Below are 18,435 nucleotides of genomic sequence, written 5' to 3' on the forward strand. Positions count from 1 at the left end.
CATAACACAACATGAATATTTTAATACTTGGATCAGGAGGAAGAGAACATACTTTTGCCTGGAAAACAGCACAAAGCCCTTTATGCAATAACCTTTTTGTAGCACCTGGAAATTCCGGGACTGCTAGTATTGCTGAAAACATCAATATTTCGGTAACTGATTTTGATGCCATAAAAAAGCTTGTAATCGACAAGCAAATAGATATGGTTGTTGTTGGTCCTGAAGACCCATTGGTTCAAGGTGTTCATGATTATTTTTTAAATGATAGTGCCTTAAAGCATGTGTCTGTAATTGGTCCAGAAAAAGCGGCTGCTGAGTTAGAAGGTAGTAAGGAGTTTGCAAAAGAGTTTATGATGCGTCATAATATTCCTACTGCTGCATATCAAAGTTTTAATGCTAGTAATGTTGAGGAAGGTTACGCCTTTTTAGAGGCTTTAAATCCGCCGTATGTATTAAAAGCAGATGGTTTAGCTGCTGGTAAAGGTGTTTTGATTTTAGATAATTTGGAAGAAGCCAAGACAGAGCTTAAAAACATGTTGGTTGATGCCAAGTTTGGTAATGCAAGTTCAAAAGTTGTTATTGAAGAATTTCTTGATGGCATTGAGTTGAGTTGCTTTGTGCTTACAGATGGAAAAAACTATAAAATTTTACCAACAGCAAAAGATTACAAGCGCATTGGCGAAGGTGATACAGGTTTAAATACAGGTGGAATGGGAGCAGTGTCTCCTGTGCCGTTTGCCACACCAGAGTTTTTAAATAAAATTGAGGAACGTATTGTAAAACCAACAATTGACGGACTTCAAAAAGATAATTTACCATACAAAGGATTTGTGTTTATTGGTTTAATAAAGGTAGGAGACGACCCAAAAGTTATAGAGTATAATGTACGCATGGGAGATCCTGAAACCGAAGTAGTTTTACCAAGACTTAAAAACGATATTGTAGAAATATTTAATGCCATAGCAAATCAAACATTAGATACCATACAAATAGAGATTGACAAGCGTGCAGCAACAACTGTTATGTTAGTTTCTGGCGGTTATCCTGAAGCTTACGAAAAAGGAAAAGAAATTACAGGATTAGAAGCTGTAGAAGGTTCTATTCCATTTCATGCTGGGGCAAATGTAAAAGAAGGAAAAGTAGTGACATCTGGCGGACGTGTAATGGCTATTACTAGCTATGGAAACACATATAATGAGGCACTAAAAAAATCTTATCAAAACATAGATAAACTACATTTTGATAAGATGAATTATCGAAAAGATATTGGTTTCGATTTATAGGTAAGAATGCGAAGATATACTTTTATCTTCTTCATTATTATCGTTATATTTTTTAAGCTGTCCCATCCAGTAAACAAAAGCGATAAAACAGATAATCATAAAAATCCAGTTTAGACCATTGGCTGCCCACCAATTTTCTAGTTCAAGTTCTCTTAAAGCATCAAGAGGTGAAAATAAAACATTGACGAATAAGTCTTGAATGGCGTAGAAAAAATCTTTCATTGTATATAATTTAAGGTACTCTTTACGAGCTTAAATGGTTTATCAATATATTTACAAGGCAAATATACAAACAATATAAATGATTTCAAGTTTTTTTAGCAAAGCAAAACCAATACATTTTGTAGTAACAAGTAGTGTGTTGTTGTTTGTTTACATATTTGTTAAGTTTTTTCTTGGTAACGAACCTATAGAAGCTCTAAATATTTTAAAACAAATAGCCCTTTTTGTGGTTTGTTTGTTTTCAATTTTTGTGTTTGATTTTCTGTCAGGAAAAAACGATTTAACAAAAAAAAACAGTTACAAGATCCTGTTTTTTACGTTGTTTCTAATTATGCTTCCTCAAACATTTTTGAATTCTAAAATACTGGTCTCTAATCTGTTTGTTTTATTAGCGTTAAGAAGAATTATTAGTTTACGTAGTAAAAAAGAGATAAAGAAAAAACTGTTTGATGCTGCATTTTGGTTAAGTGTTGCAACACTCTTGTATTTTTGGGCTTCGCTTTTTTTTATTCTCATTTTTGTAGCCTTAGTATTATATGCCATTGCTGATATAAAAAACGGGATTATTCCATTTCTAGGAATTATTGCTGTTGCATTACTTGCAACTGGCGTTTTAATTGTTACAAATACAGATATTGAAACTTACATTTCAAGCTTTAATTATGATATTAGTTTTGATTTCAGCAAACTAAACAAGCAGTCCATTATAATTTCATCTACAATAATGTTCTCATATTTTGTGTGGGCGTTGGTGTATTATTTTAAAGGAATAAATACAAAGTCAAGAACTAAAAAACCGGCTTACTATTTGGTTTTTATAGCCACATTAATTGCGCTTGTTATCATCATTATTTCTCCTCAAAAAACAGGAGCTGAATTTATTTTTCTTTTTGCACCATTAGCAATAATTATGACAAACTATTTAGAAATGATTTCAGAAAAATGGTTTAAAGAATTATTGATTTGGATATTAATAATCACGCCCATTATAAGCCTAGTGCTGTAATTTTGCTCCAAAAGCTAAATCACCTGCGTCTCCTAATCCAGGAATAATATAACCTTTTTCGTTTAGCGTCTCATCAATAGTGGCAATCCACAAATGCGTGTTAGTATCAAAATGTTGTGAAACATAATCAACACCTTCTTGAGCGCCAATAACACTAACTAAGTGCACATCTTTTGGTGTTCCAAAAGGCTTTAAAGCTTCAAAAGTTGCAACCATAGATTGTCCTGTAGCAAGCATAGGATCTGCTAAAATAAGTGTTTTGCCTTCTAGGTTTGGACACGCTAAATACTCTACAATAATTTCAAAACTTTCAGGATTGTCTTTATGATGTCTGTAAGCCGAAATAAATGCGTTTTCAGCTTTATCAAAATAGTTTAACAAGCCATTATGTAAAGGTACTCCTGCTCTTAAAATAGAACATAACACAATATCATCATTAATCAGCATGGTTTCTGAAACACCAAGCGGTGTTGTTGTAGATTTTGCTTTATAATTTAAAACTTTACTTAATTCATAACCTAGAATTTCTCCTGTGCGTTCTATGTTTCTCCTAAAACGAAGCGGATCTTTTTGTGTATTAACATCTCGCATTTCTGTAATAAAGGTGTTTAAAACCGAATTCGTTTCTGTAAGGTTATGTATCTGCATTTGATATTGGTGTTTGGTTTCGGTAAAGTTAAGAAATAGAGCTATATTTGTAGCTTTAAAATTAAAAGATATGTTTTCAGATAAAGCCAACAGCATTTTTCAAGATGCTATAAACACGTACAAAATTAAAAATACCGTAGATCAACCATTTACTAACAAGTATGATAAAAACGAAGATGTCATTGCACATTTATTATACAGAAAATGCTGGATTGATACGGTACAATGGGCTTACGAAGATATTATTAGAGACCCAAATATCGATCCTGTTGATGCATTAGCTTTAAAACGTAAAATTGATGCTTCAAACCAAGATAGAACAGATACTGTTGAATATATTGACAGCTACTTTTTAGATAAATATAAAGATGTTACTCCAAAACCAGATGCTACGATAAATACCGAAAGTCCAGCTTGGGGAATTGATAGATTATCAATTTTAGCATTAAAAATTTATCACATGAATGTAGAGGCAACAAGAACTGATGCTAGTGATGCGCACAGAGCAGCTTGCCAAAAGAAGTTAGACGTACTTTTAGAGCAACGTGTAGACCTTTCTACCGCAATTGATACGCTTTTAAAAGATATTGAAAACGGAGACAAGTACATGAAAGTGTATAAGCAAATGAAAATGTATAACGACGATGAGCTAAACCCAGTTCTTCGCGCTAGTAAATAAACAGCGTTGCTAGTAAAGCAATCTAATGCAAGACGCGCCTAAACACATACTCGTTATTCGTCTTTCAGCAATGGGAGATGTTGCTATGACAGTAAATGTGTTACGTGCGTTTACACAGCAATATCCTGATGTAAAACTTACCGTATTAACACGCGCTTTTTTTAAACCTTTTTTTAGAGATTTAAAAAATGTTAGCGTGTTTCATGCTGACGTAAAACATAAGCACAAAGGCGTTTTAGGACTTTACAAGTTGGCTAAAGAGTTAAAAGCATTAAAAATAGATGCTGTTGCCGACTTGCATAATGTGTTGCGTTCTAATATTTTAAAAACCTTTCTCTTCGGAATAAAAACCGTACAAATAGATAAAGGTCGTGCTGAAAAGAAAGCCCTTGTTTCAGGGCAGGAATTCAAGCAACTTAAAACAACACATCAGCGATATGCCGACGTTTTTAAAACACTAGGATTTCCGATAGATTTATCAAATCCTAACTTTCCTGAAAAGAAGCCATTAAGTAAAAAAGGAATTGAAATTATTGGAAATGCGCAAAAAAAGCGCATTGGTATTGCGCCTTTTGCTGCTCACGAAAGTAAGATGTATCCGCTTGATTTAATGCAAGAAGTGATAGAGCAACTTGCTGAAAAGTATACTATTTTATTATTTGGTGGCGGAAAAAAAGAAATACAAACACTTACCTATTTTGAATCTCAAGAAAAAGGCATTATTAATCTAGCAGGAAAATTAACACTTGATGAAGAATTGGATGTTGTTTCAAATTTAGATGTTATGCTTTCTATGGATTCCGGTAACGCTCATATTGCTGCTATGCTAGGTGTAAAAACCATTACAGTTTGGGGTGTTACACATCCGTATGCTGGTTTTACTCCTTTTAACCAACCAGAAGATTTTTGCTTATTAGCAGATAGAACACAATATCCAAAAATTCCAACGTCGGTTTACGGTAATAAATTTCCAGAAGACTATAAAAATGCCGCTGGAAGTATTCCGGTTAAAACAGTTGTAGAGAAAATACAGTCAGTTATTCCTGCGTAGGCAAGGAATCTATTTAAAGAAACTTGTCATTACACGATTGACTCGGAATCTCATTGAAACATATTAATATAAATGGATGCTGCATCGTAGTGCAGCATGACAAAACAAGTTGTTTTTTAAGGTGAAAAAGTCTAAAATCTGAATCTATTAATTAAATATCATCATAATCCACAACAATTGTTGGTGTTGTAGGATGCGCTTGACACGTTAAAATTAAGCCTTCAGCTACTTCATTATCGGTTAAAATATTATTTTGACGCATGGTAGCTTCACCTTCTTTAATTCGTGCTAAACAGCTGCTGCAAATTCCGCCTTGGCAAGAATATGGAGCGTCTAAATCTTCATCTAAAGCTGCTTCAAGAATGGATTGTTTTTGAGACATTTCAAAAGTTGCTTCTTCATCATCAACAATTACAGTGATTTTTGTTTGTCCTTCGCCAATTGAACTATTATCAACTTCGGTAGGTTTTGCAGCTTTAAAAAGTTCAAATAAAATTCGGTCTTTTGCTATTCCGTTTTCGGTTAATACATCTTTAACGGTGTGAATCATAGCCTCTGGACCACATAAATACACAGCATCAACATCTATGTTTTTATGTTTGTTTTTCATAACATAATTCACGGTGCTTTTTTCTATTCTACCAAAAATAGCATCGTCTTCATCAGCTTGACTAAACACAAATTGGATAGAAAAACGCTCGCTATATTTATGCTGTAGTTCTAAAAGTTCGTTTAGAAACATGGTGTCTTGTGTGGTTTTGTTACCGTAAACCAAAATCACTTCACTATGAACTTCTTCTTCTAGCGCACATTTTATAATACTTAATATAGGAGTAATACCACTTCCTGCAGCAAAAGCAGCAATGTTTTTGGTTTTTTTATCGTTAGGAACAAATGTAAAATGTCCTTTTGGTGGTGCAACATCTATAGTATCTCCTGCTTTTAATACATTATTTGCGTAGGCAGAAAATGTACCGTCTTTTACCTCTTTTACAGCAACTTTTATCTCACCACTTTTAGGCGACGAACACAAGGAGTAATCACGACGAACTTCGTTACCATTTAAGGTAGTTCTCAACGTTATGTATTGTCCTGCTGTAAACGAGAATTCGCTTTTTAATGTTTCAGGAATATGAAAACTAATAGTTACAGATTTATCAGTTTCTCTTTGTATATCTTTTATGGTGAGTTTATGAAATTGTGCCATGAATTATTTTTTTACAAAAATAAGAAAGGATGGTTGTTTTTGATGCGTTTTTAAGATTAAAATAATACATAACAAACTTATGCATAAGAAAATTATGTATATTTGTGTTGTTATGAGTAATTCAAAGTTATATAAGGGCAGTTTAAACACAATCATTTTAAAGTTATTAAACGAGAATGATAAAATGTATGGTTATGAGATCACGCAAAAGGTAAAGGCGCTTACAAAAGGCGAGCTTCAAATTACCGAAGGCGCATTGTATCCGGCGTTACATAAACTAGAGGCTCAAGGTTTGCTAGATGTTGAGGTTGTAAAAGTAGATAACCGTTTAAGAAAATATTATAAACTTACTGAAAACGGAACTAAAGAAACAGTAAATAAGCTAGAAGAATTAGCAGAGTATATTAAAACAATGCAGACGTTAGTTAATCCTAAATTTAGTTTAGATTAAAGTACCTAACCTAAAAAGAAGTGCAAAAATTATCAAATACCTAATGAAACTTTCAGAACAACATATACAGGATCTTTATGCGTTTACCAGAAAACACTTTGTAGAGCATTATGATTTACAAACCGAATTGGTTGATCATTTAGCAAATGATATTGAATCCATGTGGCAAGAAAAGCCAGCGTTAGAGTTTGAAACAGCAAGAGATAGAGCGTTTAAAAAATTTGGCGTTTTTGGCTTTATGGAAGCTATTGAGCAAAAACAAAAAGCAATGAATAAGCGCTATATGAGTTACCTGTTCAAAGAACTTATACAATGGTTTAAAGTGCCACAAATTCTAACAACCATAAGTTTGTTTTGTATGTATTATTTAGCTTTTTCTTCAAATCATGTAAGTGTTTTTGCTGTGTTTTTTTACTTAATCATTTCTGCATGGTGTATTTATAAAAGCGTGCAATTAAACAGGCAGTTTAGAAGACGCAAAGAAATATCTAATAAAAAGTGGTTGCTTGAAGAAATGATTTTTAAACAAGCAGGTGGTATTTCTTTTTTGTTTTTATCACAGTTTTATAATGTTTTTAATATTACCGAAGAATTTGTGAATAATAGCTATGCGGTAATAGGGTTGACACTAATATTTACGTTACTTACACTGGTGAATTTTATCAGCTTTAAATTAATACCAGATAAAGCAGAAGAATTACTAAACGAAACATATCCAGAGTTTTCTTTGTAACAAAAAGTGTTGTAATATTACTAATACATAAAACCAGCACAAAAAATGACTTTAAAACACTTTATTAATTTAGAATGGAAACAATACTTTAGGTCATCTTACTGGCAAAAAAATATAGCGCTTAATATTTTACTTGTGTTTTTTGCCTTGTGCTTTGTAGTAATGTTTTTGATAGTAGGAGTAGCAATTTATCCGATTCTAAAAGACCAATTTCCAGATAAAGATCCATTATTTATAGTTAATAGTTATATTTTTTATTGGATTATTGTTGATGTACTCATGAGGTTCTTTTTTCAGAAGCTACCAGTAATGAGTGTTAAACCTTTGTTGACATTGCCTGTTAAACGCAGTAAGGTGGTAAACTATGTGTTGGGGAAATCTGCTTTTTCTTTTTTCAACTTTTTACCAATGTTTGCCATTATTCCTTTTGGGATAATGCTGTTGATAAACGACTACCCAACTGTTTCTGTCCTAGTTTGGGTTCTAACCATACTTTGTATAACGCTAATTATTAATTTTCTAAATTTTATTTTAGAAAGTTTTTCTGCTGAAACGGAATTGTCTTTTCTTCCGGTAATTGCAATTTCAGGAGGAGTATTTGCTTTAAACTATTTCAACATTATTTCGTTTACCGATTTAGTAGCGCAGGCAGTAAATGGTGTTTACAACAATCCTATTTTATTGCTAGTTCCAATATTGATTTTGATAGCATTGTATGTTGTAAACTTTAAAATGCTGAGAAAAAAACTGTTTTTAGATAGCTCTTTAAAATCAAATGTTAAGGAGGTAAATTCTTCTAATTTAGAATGGACAAAAAGATTTGGTGATGTTGCACCTTTTATGCAGTTAGATTTAAAACTAATATGGAGAAACAAACGTCCTAAATCTACAGTGTTTCTGGTGATTTTTGGTTTACTGTATGGACTTATTTTTTATCCTAATCCTAATTATGCTGACAAGCCATGGTTTTATGGGTTTATAGGCATTTTTGTTACAGGAATTTTCTTAATCAATTTTGGTCAGTTTGTGCCGGCTTGGGATAGCGGTTATTACAAAATGCTAATGAGTCAGAATATTAAATACAAACAATATCTTAAGTCAAAATTTACACTAATGAGTTTGAGTGTAGTAATCTTGTTTGTGTTGAGTATTCCGTATGTGTACTTTGGATGGAAAATTTTATTAGCTCATTTTGCAGCTGCAATTTATAATATAGGGATAAACACACATGTTATTTTATTAGGAGGCTCTTATAACAGAAAGAAGATTGACCTAAATCAAAGAGCAGCTTTTAATTATCAAGGAACAGGCGCAGTTCAGTGGTTAATAGGCTTACCTCTTATGATTTTACCTCTAGCTATTTTTGGGGTTGTCTATTGGTTAGTTAATTTCGAAATAGCGTGTTTAGTATTGGTGATTATAGGTATTTTAGGTATTGTTCTTCATCAAAAAATAATGAATGTTATTACCAAAAAATATTTAGCCTCAAAGTATAAAATGATTAGTGCATTTAGTCAAGATAATTAATTAAAAACGTATTATGATACACACATCAAGCCTCTCAAAAGCATATGGCCAAAAAACGGTTTTAAATATAGCAGATTTGCAAATCCCTAAAGGACAAAGTTTTGGATTAGTAGGGAATAATGGTGCAGGAAAAACCACATACTTTAGCTTGTTGTTAGATTTAATTCAACCTACAACAGGATATATAAAAAACAACAATATTAAAGTAGATGAAAGTGAAGATTGGAAACCATTTACGTCAGCCTTTATTGATGAAAGCTTTTTAATAGGCTACCTAACTCCTGAAGAGTACTTTTATTTCATAGGTGAATTACGCGGTCAAAATAAAGCTGATGTTGATGCTCTAGTGTCTCAATACACCGACTTTTTTCATGGCGAAATACTTGGGCAGAAAAAATATTTAAGAGACTTAAGTAAAGGAAATCAGAAAAAAGCTGGAATTGTAGCAGCGCTCATAGGCAACCCTGATGTTGTAATTCTAGATGAGCCATTTGCAAATTTAGATCCTACAACACAAATTCGTTTAAAAGGAATTATTAAAGATTTAGCAGCTACAAAAGGGGTTACAGTACTTGTTTCTAGTCATGATTTATTACACGTAACTGATGTTTGTGAGCGTATAGTTGTATTAGAAAAAGGAGAAATTATTAAAGATTTACAAACTAGCGAAGCAACTCTAAAAGAGTTAGAAGCACATTTTTCTGGGACAGAAACTATTTAAAAGTCCGTCGTTTTTTTCATAATAATTCAAAAAGATGCTTATTTTTACAGCATTACATAATATATGTAGCTGTTTTTAGTTATGTATTAACCAAACATCACCAACGTTGAAGACATCTTTAAGAATCATTATATTACTTACTGGTATTGTGCTAGTCACAGCAAGTTGTTCTAGAAAAAAAGATACTTTTTTAAATAGAAATTATCACGCACTATCAGCTAGAGACAATACGTTGTTTAATGGGTATAACGCATTAAATCAAGGTGTTGTTAATTTGAAAGCTTCATATCAAGACAACTATTGGGATATCTTACCAATAGAGCGTATGGAGATTTTTGAAGAAATTACACTTCCAGGGCAAAGTAAAAACGAAAGTTTTTCTAGAGCAGAAGAGAAAGCCATAAAAGCAGTGCAAAAGCACGGCATGAATATAGATGGTAAAGAACGAAATCCTCAAATTGATGAAGCATATTTACTGTTAGGAAAAGCCCGCTATTTTGACCAGCGCTTTATACCAGCTTTAGAAGCCTTTAACTACATTCTTTATAAATACCCAGCAAGTGATAAGATTAATCAAGCAAAAATTTGGAGAGAAAAAACCAATATAAGGCTAGAAAATGATGAGCTAGCAATAAAAAATCTTAAGCGTCTTTTAGAGCAAGAAGAACTAGAAAAGCAAGATCTAGCTGATGCAACATCTATGCTAGCACAAGCCTATATCAACACAAAATCTCTTGACAGTGCTTTAACTCAAATAGATATTGCTGCTAGCAGTACAAAAAACAATGACGAACGCGGTAGATACCGTTTTATTCAAGGGCAATTATACAATGCGTTAGGAGATAAAGACAGCGCAAACATTGCTTTTGATCGTGTTATAGAACTAAACAGAAGAATTCCAAGAATTTATTTAATCACTGCACATTTAGAAAAAGCTAAAAACTTTAATTATGATAAAGGAAATAAGCTTGAGTTTTTAGAGTTGTTAACAGATTTAGAAGAAAACAGAGAAAACAGGCCTTTTTTAGATAAAATATATTTTCAAATTGCTCAATATCATTTACAAAATCAATCAGATTCTTTAGCGGTTGCATATTACAATAAATCTTTGCGAACAAATACGCAAGACCAACTTTTGCGAGCAAAAAACTATGAAACCATAGGGAATATAAATTTTGATAATTCTGAATATAAGTTAGCTGGTGCTTACTACGATAGCACCATGAAAAACCTTAAAACCAATAGTAAACCTTATCGTATTATAAAACGTAAAAGAGATAATTTAGAAGACGTTATAAATTATGAGGATATAGCAAAAGTAGACGATAGTATTTTAGATTTAGTTGCTATGTCAAACGAAGCAAGGTTGACGTATTTTCAAGGTTACACAGAGAAATTAAAACAACTAGCAGAAGAAGAAAAAGAACGCCAAGAACAAGCTGCGCGCAGTCAAAAACCAGCAAACACAAATGATAAGCTTACGGCACAAATGTCTAGAGTTGCAGCAAGATCAAAAGGCCCAATGCCAGGAGTCGCAGCAACCTTTTATTTTTACAATCCAACAACTGTAGCTTATGGAAAAACAGAGTTTGTTAGTAATTGGGGAAATAGAAGTAACGCTGATAATTGGAGATGGTCTAGCAAAGCAAAATCAGCATTAAACACAGAACTAGCAGGATTGTTAGACGATGAGGCAAGCAATGAAATTTTCGACCCTAAATTTTATATAGATCAAATTCCAACAGAAGATAAAGCAATAGATAGTATTACAAAAGAACGAAACTATGCATACTATCAATTAGGATTGATTTACAAAGAAAAATTTAAAGAATACGAGTTGTCTAAAGACAAGTTTCAAGCACTTTTAAGTTTTTCTCCTGAAGAAAAATTAATATTACCTAGTAAGTATAATTTATATAAAATTTATACACTTTTAGGTGAAAACGATGAGGCTACAATTAGTAAAAATGATATTATATCAAACTATCCAGAATCTAGATATGCGGCTATCCTAAAAAATCCAGAAAGCGCAAATCTTAAAGATGAGAGTAGTCCTGAAAGTATTTACGAAAACCTCTACAGAAAACTTCAAGATCAACAGTACGCTGAAGTAATAGAAGGTGCAGAAGAATATATTACACTTTTTGAAGGCGACCCAATAGTACCAAAGTTAGAGCTGCTGAAGGCTCAAGCATCTGGACGATTGCATGGTTATGAAGCATATAGTAAGGGTATGAATTTTGTAGCTTTAAATTATGCAAACACACCAGAAGGGCAGCAAGCAAAAAACATTGTAGACAATGTGCTTCCAAAAATAGCAAACAAGAAATTTACTGATAACCCTGAAGAAAAGAATTTTAAAATAGTATACACATTTTCTAAAGACGAGTTTGAATCCATAGAAGACTTTAAAAAACAATTAAATGAAGCCATTGAGCAAGTACACGTTTTTGATATGTCACTTTCAACAGACGTTTACAATGAAACAACAAAGTTTGTTGTTATTCATGGTTTAAAAAGTAAAGAAGGAGCTGAAGGCTATGCAAGCTCATTATTAGAACGCAAAAAAAATAAAATAACAAAACCGTTCTTTGCGGTATCTTCATCAAACTACAGGGTGATACAAATACATAAAAATGTAGACGAATATACAGCTTCAAATCAATAATATTTAAATACAAAAAACATGTTTTCTGACAATAGAAAAAGCAATCATAACCTAGAGAGCATTTCAAATCAAAACATTATAGCAAAAGGAACCAAAGTTACAGGAGACCTAACAAGTGACGGAGGTTTTAGAATAGATGGCGCCATTGACGGCACACTAAAAACTCCAGGAAAAATAGTTGTTGGAAAAACAGGAATCGTAAACGGAACCATAGAAGGAGCCGATGCATATTTTGAAGGAGAATTTTCTGGAAAGTTAATATTATCAGGAACGCTTACGCTAAAATCTACAGCAAAAATAGAAGGCGAAGTAACCGTAGGAAAACTTGAGGTAGATCCTGGAGCAACATTTAATGTGACTTGCTCAATGAAAGGAGTAAATCAGAACGCCAATAAGCATGTCTCAAAAACCAAAACAGCAGTATAATAAATATATAAGGTTTACAACAATAGCCATTCAAATGGGAGTTACCATATACCTAGGTAGTGAGTTGGGGGCTTGGCTTGATGTTAAATTTAATAATACAAATCAGCTTTACTATAAAATAGTAACTTTGCTGTCTGTTTTTATAGCTATGTATGCCGTCATAAAACAGGTTTTAAATATTACAAATAAAAAAGATTAGCCTTGATAAAAAGAATACTAGTATTTACATTTTCTATAATTGGGTGTTTTGTTATAGTCTTTTCGGCCCATAATTATTTAAACACACAAGCACTTTCGTTTGCATTATGGCGCGTGTATTTGTTTCATGCAATTGCTGCATTCATAGTTTACGTTTGTGTAGAAATTATGGCAGAAAAGATGCCTAATCAAGCAGGTTATGCATACTTGATGCTTATGTTTTTCAAGATAGGAGTTTTTGTTTTAATTTTTCAAGAATCAGTATTTGCAAAAGAGAGTTTGCTAAAAGCAGAATCGGTTGCATTAATAGTTCCGTTGTTTTTATTTTTAACAATTGAAGCTGTTGGCGTAGCAAGACTTCTTAACAGTAAATAAAAGAGGCTTTTAAATAAATGAAAAGTAAAAAACTACTGTTAAAAAAAACTAAACAAAAAAAGCGCTTGGGTTTTTAAATTATTGTGTACCTTTGCACAAAATTTTAGAAAGCCTAAATGTTATTATTTAGAAAAGGAATTATGATAGCAAAAAAATCTATCAAGTTTTTAGTTGTATTGTTTGCATTAACAACTTCATTATCTGTGTTTGCTAATGGAGACGACAATAAAAACCAGCATCCAGAAGGGAACCAAGTTGATACTCCAGAAGAAATTAAAGAGTACATTGCGCATCACTTAAAAGATTCACACGATTTTCATTTCTATACCGATAATGAATCGGGGAAACATTATGGTTTTCCGCTTCCTGTAATTGTTTGGACAAGTAAAGGGTTGCGAACATTTATGTCTTCAGAATTTCACCATGATGACGCAGGACATGTTGTTGTTGAAAAAGATGGCGTTAAGCTAACAAAAATTCATAGTAAAATATACGAATTAGATGCAGACGCAAATGAAGTTCAATTTGACGAAGCGCATCATGCAACTAATGCAACAAAAGTTTTAGACTTTTCTATTACAAAAAGCGTACTAGGTATGTTGTTAACAGGTTTATTAATGCTTTTAGGATTTGGTGCTTTAGCTAGAGGTTATAAAAAAGGACACGTGCCAACAGGAATTGGAAGAGTATTAGAGCCCCTAGTAATATATGTGCGTGACGAGATTGCAAGACCAAATATTGGAGAGAAAAAATATAGAAAATTCATGGGCTTTTTGCTAACCGTGTTTTTCTTTGTTTGGATATTGAACTTGTTAGGGTTAACTCCATTAGGGTTTAACGTAACTGGGCAAATAGCAGTAACAGCATGTTTAGCTATTTTTACAATGCTAATTTATCTTTTTAGTGGAAGTAAAGATTTTTGGGCACATACATTATGGATGCCAGGAGTTCCTGTCATTTTGCGTCCTATTCTAGCAGTAATAGAGTTGGTTGGTTTTGTATTAATTAAACCATTCTCACTATTAGTACGTTTATTTGCAAATATTACCGCAGGTCACTTTGTGGTTATGAGCTTAATAGCTTTAATGATTACCATGAAACAATCTTTTGGGCCAGTAGCCTCTACAGGAATGTCTCTAGTGTTGTCATTGTTTATTATGGTTATTGAATTATTAGTAGCCTTTTTACAAGCGTTTATTTTTACGATGTTATCATCGTTATTTATAGGGATGGCTGTTGAAGAACACGAGCATCACTAAATATAAATTTGTTTAATTAATATTTTAAAATCAATTAGTATGTACAATTTAATTGGAGCAGGATTAATCGTAATCGGTGGGGGAATCGGTTTAGGTCAAATTGGTGGTAAAGCAATGGAAGGTATTGCTCGTCAACCTGAAGCAGCTGGTAAAATCCAAACTGCGATGATCATCATCGGAGCCTTATTAGAAGGTTTAGCTTTCGGTGCATTAATCTTAGGAAAGTAATTATTTCCGTATTAAGACAAAAACCAGAACACCTGTAACGGTTGGTTACAGGTTCTGGTTTAAAAAAATTAAACAATAAAGAACCCATTTAACAAAAAAACATGGATCAGTTATTAAACGATTTTTCACCAGGTTTGTTTTTCATGCAAGCCATCATTTTACTTATTTTAATAGTATTAATGCGTAAATTTGCATGGAAACCTATTTTGAACTCGTTACAAGACCGTGAAGATGGTATTAAAAATGCATTACAATCAGCAGAAAATGCTAAATTAGAAATGCAAAATCTTCAAGCTGATAACGATAGACTTTTACAAGAAGCAAGATTAGAGCGTGAAACTATGCTTAAAGAAGCACGTGACATGAAAGCTAAAATGATTGAAGACGCTAAAAACGAAGCTCAAGCTGAAGCTAATAAATTAGTAGCAAGTGCTCAAGCATCAATCGAAGCAGAAAAGAAAGCAGCTATTGCCGAATTAAAATCGCAAGTAGCTCATTTATCAATAGATATTGCAGAAAAAGTAGTTCGTGAAGAATTATCTAGCAAAGACAAACAAATGAAGTTAGTTGAGTCTATGTTAGGTGAAGCAACATTAAACTAATAAATGCCATGGCAGGAACAAGAGCAGCAATACGATACGCAAAAGCAGTATTAAGTTTAGCAACAGAAAAGCAAATAGCTGATGCTATAAACACTGATATGGTTTTAATCTCTAAAACTATAGAAGATAATGCAGAGCTTAAAGCAATGCTAGAAAACGCTGTTGTAAAGTCTGAAACAAAAAAAGAAGTTCTATTACAAGTATTTTCTAGTAGTAACGACATTACTAAAGAGCTTTTTAATATCCTTGTTTCAAACAAGCGTGTTGACATTATTCAAAATGTTGCAAAAAAATATTCTGAATTATTCGATATCCAAAACGGAAAAGAAATGGCTACAGTTACAACAGCAGTGCCAATGACTGAAGATTTAGAAAAGAAAGTGTTAGCAAAAATAAAAGAGTTAACCAGTAAAGCTGTTGAAGTTAAAAACATTGTAGATGAAACAATATTAGGAGGTTTCATATTACGTGTTGGTGACATGCAATATAATGCTAGTATTGCAAACAAATTAAATAAGTTAAAAAGAGAATTTACATTAAACTAAAGATAGTTTTATCTTAAATAAATAATAAGATGGCAGAAGTAAAACCAGCTGAAATATCAGCAATCTTAAAACAACAACTTTCAGGTTTTGAAGCAGGTGCTTCATTAGACGAAGTAGGAACAGTATTAACTGTGGGTGATGGTATTGTACGTGCTTACGGACTTTCAAATGCACAATACGGAGAATTAGTAGAATTCGAAGGTGGATTAGAAGGAATCGTACTTAACCTTGAAGAAGATAACGTAGGTATCGTATTATTAGGAGCTTCTCAAGGAATTAAAGAAGGCTCTACAGTAAAACGTACAGGACGTATTGCATCTATTAATGTAGGTGAAGGTATTGTTGGTCGTGTGGTTGATACTTTAGGAAACCCAATTGACGGTAAAGGATCTATAGAAGGTCAAACATATGAAATGCCTCTAGAGCGTAAAGCTCCTGGAGTAATTTATCGTCAACCAGTAAACGAACCATTACAAACAGGTATCAAATCTATTGATGCAATGATTCCTGTAGGTCGTGGACAACGTGAGCTTGTAATTGGTGACCGTCAAACTGGTAAAACAACAGTTTGTATTGATACCATCTTAAATCAAAAAGAATTTTACGATGCAGGTGAGCCTGTATATTGTATATATGTTGCCGTAGGTCAAAAAGCATCTACTGTAGCAAACATTGCTAAAACTTTAGAAGATAAAGGTGCTTTAGCATACACTACTATTGTTGCCGCAAACGCATCAGATCCTGCACCAATGCAAGTATACGCACCATTTGCAGGAGCAGCAATTGGAGAATATTTTAGAGATACTGGTCGTCCAGCATTAATTATCTATGACGATTTATCTAAACAAGCAGTAGCTTACCGTGAGGTGTCTTTATTATTACGTCGTCCACCAGGACGTGAAGCGTACCCAGGAGACGTTTTCTACTTACACTCTCGTTTATTAGAGCGTTCAGCAAAAGTAATCGCTGATGATGATATCGCAAAAGATATGAACGATTTACCAGAATCTTTAAAGCCTATGGTTAAAGGTGGTGGTTCATTAACAGCTTTACCTATTATTGAAACACAAGCTGGTGACGTATCTGCTTATATCCCAACAAACGTAATTTCTATTACAGATGGTCAGATATTTTTAGATGGAGATTTATTTAACTCTGGTGTACGTCCAGCAATTAACGTAGGTATTTCAGTATCTCGTGTAGGTGGTTCGGCACAAATTAAATCAATGAAAAAAGTATCTGGTACATTAAAGTTAGACCAAGCTGCTTTCCGTGAATTAGAAGCCTTTGCAAAATTTGGTTCTGATTTAGATGCAGTTACTTTAAATGTAATTGAAAAAGGAAAACGTAACGTTGAAATCTTAAAGCAAGCTGAAAACGATCCGTTTACTGTAGAAGATCAGGTAGCTATCATTTATGCAGGTTCTAAAAACTTATTAAAAGATGTTCCTGTAGAGAAAGTAAAAGAATTTGAAAGAGATTATATCGAATTCTTAAACGCTAAACACAGAGGTGTTTTAGATACACTTAAAGCAGGAAAACTTACAGATGAAGTTACAGACACATTAATCACTGTAGCAAAAGATTTATCAAGTAAGTATAAAGCGTAATAATGTTAATGTCATCCTGAAAAATTTACAGGATCTCAAAAAGAACATATGGCAAATTTAAAAGAAATACGTAATAGAATATCATCAGTATCTTCAACGATGCAAATAACGAGTGCCATGAAAATGGTATCGGCAGCAAAGTTAAAGAAGGCACAAGATGCTATTACTGCAATGCGTCCGTATGCAGATAAATTAACTGAACTTTTACAAAGTTTAAGCGCAACATTAGATGCAGATTCAGGAAGCAAGTTTTCAGACCAACGTGAAGTAAACAAAGTATTAATTGTTGCTATTACTTCAAACAGAGGTTTATGTGGTGCTTTTAACTCAAACATCATAAAAGCTGTTAACAAGCTTACTACAGAAACATATGCAAATAAAGATGTTTCTTATGTTGTTGTTGGAAAAAAAGCCAATGATGCTTTCAAGAAAACCAACAAGGTTATAGCAAATAAAAGCGACATTTTTGATGACTTAACTTTTGATAACGTAGCAGAATTAGCAGAAATGCTAATGGATAAATTTGTGGCTGGCGAGTTTGATAAAATCGAAATCGTTTATAACAAATTTAAAAATGCAGCTACGCAAATAGTAACAAGAGAACAGTTTTTACCAATTGTTCCTGTTGAGGCTGATGAAAACGTAACCCTTGATTATATTTTTGAACCTTCAAAAGTAGAAATCGTTGAGCAATTAATACCTAAATCATTGAAAACACAATTATTTAAAGGTATTAGAGATTCTTTTGCTTCAGAGCATGGTGCTCGTATGACAGCAATGCACAAAGCAACAGACAATGCTACCGAGTTAAGAGATCAATTAAAACTAACTTATAATAAAGCGCGTCAAGCAGCTATTACTAACGAAATCCTAGAGATTGTTGGTGGTGCAGAAGCTTTAAATAACTAATAAACATATTTGATGTTTTGGTTACATACCAAGGCGTCAATATCAAAATAAAAAGTCTCACTTATTAGTGAGGCTTTTTTGTTTCCT

General features: G+C 32.9%; 21 protein-coding genes. 18 read left to right on the plus strand and 3 right to left on the minus strand.

Features of this window, described 5'->3' with window-relative positions:
* Positions 1 to 11: 11 nt before the first annotated feature.
* The gene (gene purD / locus ABD690_RS03425; protein ID WP_344727064.1) at positions 12 to 1,283 is read left to right on the plus strand and encodes a phosphoribosylamine--glycine ligase; all 1,272 of its coding nucleotides are present in this window, start codon (positions 12 to 14) and stop codon (positions 1,281 to 1,283) included.
* On the opposite strand, the gene ABD690_RS03430 is transcribed toward purD, so the two are convergent.
* Positions 1,278 to 1,505: a DUF6341 family protein gene (locus ABD690_RS03430; protein WP_344727066.1), complete on the minus strand. Its 228-nt coding sequence runs from the start codon at positions 1,503 to 1,505 to the stop codon at positions 1,278 to 1,280. The genes purD and ABD690_RS03430 overlap by 6 nt on opposite strands.
* A gap of 79 nt (positions 1,506 to 1,584) precedes the next feature.
* On the opposite strand from ABD690_RS03430, the gene ABD690_RS03435 reads away from it, so the two are divergent.
* Positions 1,585 to 2,511 carry a DUF6427 family protein gene (locus ABD690_RS03435; protein ID WP_344727068.1) on the plus strand — a complete coding sequence of 309 codons (927 nt, stop codon included), beginning with the start codon at positions 1,585 to 1,587 and terminating at the stop codon, positions 2,509 to 2,511.
* On the opposite strand, the gene upp is transcribed toward ABD690_RS03435, so the two are convergent.
* A complete protein-coding gene (gene upp / locus ABD690_RS03440) occupies positions 2,500 to 3,159 on the minus strand; it encodes a uracil phosphoribosyltransferase (protein ID WP_344727070.1) in 660 nt (219 codons plus the stop codon). The two genes, ABD690_RS03435 and upp, sit on opposite strands and share 12 nt — an antisense overlap.
* 70 nt (positions 3,160 to 3,229) lie before the next feature.
* Here upp and ABD690_RS03445 point away from each other — a divergent pair, with 70 nt between their 5' ends.
* Positions 3,230 to 3,838 (plus strand): DUF4254 domain-containing protein, encoded by a 609-nt coding sequence (locus ABD690_RS03445; RefSeq protein WP_129759747.1) that lies wholly within the window; start codon positions 3,230 to 3,232, stop codon positions 3,836 to 3,838.
* Positions 3,839 to 3,863: 25 nt separating this feature from the next.
* Positions 3,864 to 4,889, plus strand: coding sequence for a glycosyltransferase family 9 protein (locus tag ABD690_RS03450; protein ID WP_344727073.1), 1,026 nt, complete (start codon positions 3,864 to 3,866; stop codon positions 4,887 to 4,889).
* A 151-nt stretch (positions 4,890 to 5,040) separates the two neighbouring features.
* Here ABD690_RS03450 and ABD690_RS03455 read toward each other — a convergent pair whose 3' ends face one another.
* A complete protein-coding gene (locus ABD690_RS03455; RefSeq protein WP_134198367.1) occupies positions 5,041 to 6,096 on the minus strand; it encodes a ferredoxin--NADP reductase in 1,056 nt (351 codons plus the stop codon).
* 112 nt (positions 6,097 to 6,208) lie between these two features.
* Between ABD690_RS03455 and ABD690_RS03460 the strand changes: the two genes are divergently transcribed.
* The 14 genes from ABD690_RS03460 to atpG all read left to right on the plus strand — a co-directional run bounded on the left by ABD690_RS03460 (position 6,209) and on the right by atpG (position 18,348).
* Positions 6,209 to 6,547 (plus strand): PadR family transcriptional regulator, encoded by a 339-nt coding sequence (locus ABD690_RS03460; RefSeq protein WP_344729285.1) that lies wholly within the window; start codon positions 6,209 to 6,211, stop codon positions 6,545 to 6,547.
* A 43-nt stretch (positions 6,548 to 6,590) separates the two neighbouring features.
* A complete protein-coding gene (locus tag ABD690_RS03465; RefSeq protein ID WP_344727077.1) occupies positions 6,591 to 7,280 on the plus strand; it encodes a hypothetical protein in 690 nt (229 codons plus the stop codon).
* A gap of 45 nt (positions 7,281 to 7,325) precedes the next feature.
* Positions 7,326 to 8,807, plus strand: a complete 1,482-nt coding sequence (locus ABD690_RS03470) for a DUF5687 family protein (protein ID WP_344727079.1) — start codon at positions 7,326 to 7,328, stop codon at positions 8,805 to 8,807.
* 13 nt (positions 8,808 to 8,820) lie between these two features.
* Positions 8,821 to 9,528 carry an ABC transporter ATP-binding protein gene (locus ABD690_RS03475; protein ID WP_344727081.1) on the plus strand — a complete coding sequence of 236 codons (708 nt, stop codon included), beginning with the start codon at positions 8,821 to 8,823 and terminating at the stop codon, positions 9,526 to 9,528.
* A 106-nt stretch (positions 9,529 to 9,634) separates the two neighbouring features.
* Positions 9,635 to 12,196 (plus strand): type IX secretion system periplasmic lipoprotein PorW/SprE, encoded by a 2,562-nt coding sequence (gene porW / locus ABD690_RS03480; protein ID WP_344727083.1) that lies wholly within the window; start codon positions 9,635 to 9,637, stop codon positions 12,194 to 12,196.
* 18 nt (positions 12,197 to 12,214) lie between these two features.
* Positions 12,215 to 12,622 (plus strand): bactofilin family protein, encoded by a 408-nt coding sequence (locus tag ABD690_RS03485; protein WP_344727084.1) that lies wholly within the window; start codon positions 12,215 to 12,217, stop codon positions 12,620 to 12,622.
* The gene (locus ABD690_RS03490) at positions 12,594 to 12,821 is read left to right on the plus strand and encodes an AtpZ/AtpI family protein (protein ID WP_344727086.1); all 228 of its coding nucleotides are present in this window, start codon (positions 12,594 to 12,596) and stop codon (positions 12,819 to 12,821) included. Before ABD690_RS03485 ends, ABD690_RS03490 begins: the two co-directional genes overlap by 29 nt.
* A gap of 2 nt (positions 12,822 to 12,823) precedes the next feature.
* Positions 12,824 to 13,195 carry a DUF6168 family protein gene (locus tag ABD690_RS03495; RefSeq protein WP_344727088.1) on the plus strand — a complete coding sequence of 124 codons (372 nt, stop codon included), beginning with the start codon at positions 12,824 to 12,826 and terminating at the stop codon, positions 13,193 to 13,195.
* Between the two features lie 116 nt (positions 13,196 to 13,311).
* Positions 13,312 to 14,454, plus strand: a complete 1,143-nt coding sequence (atpB, locus tag ABD690_RS03500) for a F0F1 ATP synthase subunit A (RefSeq protein WP_344727090.1) — start codon at positions 13,312 to 13,314, stop codon at positions 14,452 to 14,454.
* 39 nt (positions 14,455 to 14,493) lie between these two features.
* A complete protein-coding gene (gene atpE / locus ABD690_RS03505) occupies positions 14,494 to 14,682 on the plus strand; it encodes an ATP synthase F0 subunit C (RefSeq protein WP_004569351.1) in 189 nt (62 codons plus the stop codon).
* Positions 14,683 to 14,783: 101 nt separating this feature from the next.
* Positions 14,784 to 15,284: a F0F1 ATP synthase subunit B gene (locus ABD690_RS03510; protein WP_344727135.1), complete on the plus strand. Its 501-nt coding sequence runs from the start codon at positions 14,784 to 14,786 to the stop codon at positions 15,282 to 15,284.
* An 8-nt stretch (positions 15,285 to 15,292) separates the two neighbouring features.
* Positions 15,293 to 15,829, plus strand: coding sequence for an ATP synthase F1 subunit delta (atpH, locus tag ABD690_RS03515; protein WP_344727137.1), 537 nt, complete (start codon positions 15,293 to 15,295; stop codon positions 15,827 to 15,829).
* A gap of 29 nt (positions 15,830 to 15,858) precedes the next feature.
* Complete coding sequence (gene atpA, locus ABD690_RS03520; protein ID WP_344727139.1) at positions 15,859 to 17,439, plus strand: F0F1 ATP synthase subunit alpha; 1,581 nt, start codon at positions 15,859 to 15,861, stop codon at positions 17,437 to 17,439.
* Positions 17,440 to 17,487: 48 nt separating this feature from the next.
* Positions 17,488 to 18,348: an ATP synthase F1 subunit gamma gene (gene atpG / locus ABD690_RS03525; protein WP_344727141.1), complete on the plus strand. Its 861-nt coding sequence runs from the start codon at positions 17,488 to 17,490 to the stop codon at positions 18,346 to 18,348.
* The last annotated feature ends 87 nt before the right edge of the window (positions 18,349 to 18,435 follow it).

Source organism: Corallibacter vietnamensis (assembly GCF_039537875.1).
Classification (GTDB): domain Bacteria; phylum Bacteroidota; class Bacteroidia; order Flavobacteriales; family Flavobacteriaceae; genus Corallibacter; species Corallibacter vietnamensis.

What these genes read in the sequence shown, in the direction of transcription:
- upp (WP_344727070.1), bottom strand. Translation starts at nt 3,159, where the DNA reads ATGCAGATACATAACCTTACAGAAACGAATTCGGTTTTAAACACCTTT.
- ABD690_RS03510 (WP_344727135.1), top strand. Translation starts at nt 14,784, where the DNA reads ATGGATCAGTTATTAAACGATTTTTCACCAGGTTTGTTTTTCATGCAA.
- atpB (WP_344727090.1), top strand. Translation starts at nt 13,312, where the DNA reads ATGTTATTATTTAGAAAAGGAATTATGATAGCAAAAAAATCTATCAAG.
- ABD690_RS03465 (WP_344727077.1), top strand. Translation starts at nt 6,591, where the DNA reads ATGAAACTTTCAGAACAACATATACAGGATCTTTATGCGTTTACCAGA.
- ABD690_RS03490 (WP_344727086.1), top strand. Translation starts at nt 12,594, where the DNA reads ATGTCTCAAAAACCAAAACAGCAGTATAATAAATATATAAGGTTTACA.
- ABD690_RS03430 (WP_344727066.1), bottom strand. Translation starts at nt 1,505, where the DNA reads ATGAAAGATTTTTTCTACGCCATTCAAGACTTATTCGTCAATGTTTTA.
- ABD690_RS03455 (WP_134198367.1), bottom strand. Translation starts at nt 6,096, where the DNA reads ATGGCACAATTTCATAAACTCACCATAAAAGATATACAAAGAGAAACT.
- ABD690_RS03460 (WP_344729285.1), top strand. Translation starts at nt 6,209, where the DNA reads ATGAGTAATTCAAAGTTATATAAGGGCAGTTTAAACACAATCATTTTA.
- atpE (WP_004569351.1), top strand. Translation starts at nt 14,494, where the DNA reads ATGTACAATTTAATTGGAGCAGGATTAATCGTAATCGGTGGGGGAATC.
- atpA (WP_344727139.1), top strand. Translation starts at nt 15,859, where the DNA reads ATGGCAGAAGTAAAACCAGCTGAAATATCAGCAATCTTAAAACAACAA.
- ABD690_RS03445 (WP_129759747.1), top strand. Translation starts at nt 3,230, where the DNA reads ATGTTTTCAGATAAAGCCAACAGCATTTTTCAAGATGCTATAAACACG.
- purD (WP_344727064.1), top strand. Translation starts at nt 12, where the DNA reads ATGAATATTTTAATACTTGGATCAGGAGGAAGAGAACATACTTTTGCC.
- atpH (WP_344727137.1), top strand. Translation starts at nt 15,293, where the DNA reads ATGGCAGGAACAAGAGCAGCAATACGATACGCAAAAGCAGTATTAAGT.
- atpG (WP_344727141.1), top strand. Translation starts at nt 17,488, where the DNA reads ATGGCAAATTTAAAAGAAATACGTAATAGAATATCATCAGTATCTTCA.
- ABD690_RS03435 (WP_344727068.1), top strand. Translation starts at nt 1,585, where the DNA reads ATGATTTCAAGTTTTTTTAGCAAAGCAAAACCAATACATTTTGTAGTA.
- ABD690_RS03470 (WP_344727079.1), top strand. Translation starts at nt 7,326, where the DNA reads ATGACTTTAAAACACTTTATTAATTTAGAATGGAAACAATACTTTAGG.
- ABD690_RS03450 (WP_344727073.1), top strand. Translation starts at nt 3,864, where the DNA reads ATGCAAGACGCGCCTAAACACATACTCGTTATTCGTCTTTCAGCAATG.
- ABD690_RS03485 (WP_344727084.1), top strand. Translation starts at nt 12,215, where the DNA reads ATGTTTTCTGACAATAGAAAAAGCAATCATAACCTAGAGAGCATTTCA.
- ABD690_RS03475 (WP_344727081.1), top strand. Translation starts at nt 8,821, where the DNA reads ATGATACACACATCAAGCCTCTCAAAAGCATATGGCCAAAAAACGGTT.